Source organism: Actinomycetota bacterium, from assembly GCA_005774595.1.
In the GTDB taxonomy this organism is placed as follows: Bacteria; Actinomycetota; Coriobacteriia; order Anaerosomatales; family D1FN1-002; genus D1FN1-002.
The window spans coordinates 1-1,558 of sequence record VAUM01000396.1; the positions used below are offsets into that span (position 1 = coordinate 1).

Annotated in this window: 3 protein-coding genes; all 3 read left to right on the top strand. The window is 71.9% G+C overall.

Features of this window, described 5'->3' with window-relative positions:
• The first annotated feature begins 39 nt into the window (after window positions 1–39).
• Window positions 40–330, top strand: coding sequence for a hypothetical protein (locus FDZ70_10455; GenBank protein ID TLM66470.1), 291 nt, complete (start codon window positions 40–42; stop codon window positions 328–330).
• Window positions 327–1,256 (top strand): HD-GYP domain-containing protein, encoded by a 930-nt coding sequence (locus tag FDZ70_10460; GenBank protein TLM66471.1) that lies wholly within the window; start codon window positions 327–329, stop codon window positions 1,254–1,256. Before FDZ70_10455 ends, FDZ70_10460 begins: the two co-directional genes overlap by 4 nt.
• A gap of 54 nt (window positions 1,257–1,310) precedes the next feature.
• Window positions 1,311–1,558: hypothetical protein (locus tag FDZ70_10465; GenBank protein ID TLM66472.1), on the top strand; the 248-nt coding region annotated here is incomplete at its 3' end.

Below are 1,558 nucleotides of genomic sequence, written 5' to 3' on the forward strand. Positions count from 1 at the left end.
GCGCGATCCTCGACGCGGCGCGCGGGTGAGCAACCCCGCATGATCCCCCCGCAGATCCAGCAGAGCGAGCTCATCATCCTCGTACTCGCGGTCGCGTTGCTCCCGCTGATGGTGCGCGCATACCGGGGCATCGACCTGCCCGGGAAGCGCTGGCTCGCGGCGATGGTGGCCGCCACGCTGGTCGCGTATGTCGCGACGATCGCCGAGGGCTTCGTGCTGCCGGAGGCGCTCAACGTGCTCGAGCACGCCTCGTTCGCCGTCGCCGGCGTGTGCCTCGCGCGCGTCGCGTTCGAGCTCTCGCGCTATCGGATCGGAAAGGGCGGGCTGTGATCCCGGGGGCATTCGACCTGATCGCGACCGGCGGATTCGCCGCCGCCATCGTGTTCGCGATCGCCGCGATCGCGCGCCGCGAACGCGGTGCCACCGCGCCGGGGCTCTACCTCGGCGCGGCGGCGGTGCTGATGGTCATCGTGAGCGCCAACCATGCAGGCCAGCAGTTCAGCATCGGACCTCAGGACCTGTACGAGGACTACGCGCAACTGCTCTTCCTCCCCATGGTCGTCTACATGATGTACAGCATGTACGCGACGAGCCAAGCAGCCCGCGTGGAGCGTGAGCGGCGCATCGTGGCGAGGCTCGACGGCAGGCTGGCCGACTCGCTGACCGAACTCGGCGAGCACCGGCTCGGCGTGCTGCAGGCGCTCACGGCCGCGGTCGACGCGCGCGACCACTACACCGCGCTGCACTCGATGCACGTGGCCGACTACGCGTGCGCCATCGGCTACCGGCTCGGCATGCGCGACCAGGTGCTGTTGTTCGAGCAGGCGGGGCTGCTGCACGACGTCGGCAAGATCGGGGTCCCGGACCAGCTCCTCCTCAAGCCCGCCGGCCTGACCGACGACGAGTTCGAGGTCATCAAGAAGCATGTCGTCGGCAGTGCCGGCATCATCGAGAGCGTCTCGTTCCTGTCCGACGTGGTGCCGATGGTGCGCCACCACCACGAACGGTGGGACGGGAGCGGCTACCCCGACGGCCTGGCAGGCGACGACATCCCGCGCGCGGCGCGGGTCATCGCCGTGGCGGACTCGTTCGACGCGATGACGACCGACCGGCCGTACCGTGCCGCGATGTCGGTCGGCGAGGCGCGCACGTGCCTGCTGCGGGGGCGGGGCGCCCAGTGGGACCCTGAGGCGGTCGACGTGTTGGTGGAGCTGCTCGACACCGGCGTGATCGACGTCGGCGCCGAAGTGCGGTAGGCAGACGCGCGGGAGACGCGCGCCAAGACACGCGACGCGCGGTACAGTAGGCACGTGCCCGAACCGAACCCCGACATCCCCGAACGCCGCGGCTACCGCAAGGCCGCCGCGCACGCCGCGGCGACGAACCCCCGCAGGAACCTGCTGTGGGCCGCCGCCCTCGTCGCCGGAACCGCCGCAGTGATCCTCGGCGGCGTGCTGCTCATGCGCGGGCTCGGCCTGCTGCCGGGCGGCCGCGGGGACGAGGCCATCCTCGTCCCCGGGACGCCGGGCAGCGCGGCGCGCGGCGGCGCGGCCCCCGC

Bases quoted from the DNA above. Each gene is read 5' to 3' on its own strand.
- FDZ70_10455 (TLM66470.1), top strand. From the start codon at position 40: ATGATCCCCCCGCAGATCCAGCAGAGCGAGCTCATCATCCTCGTACTC.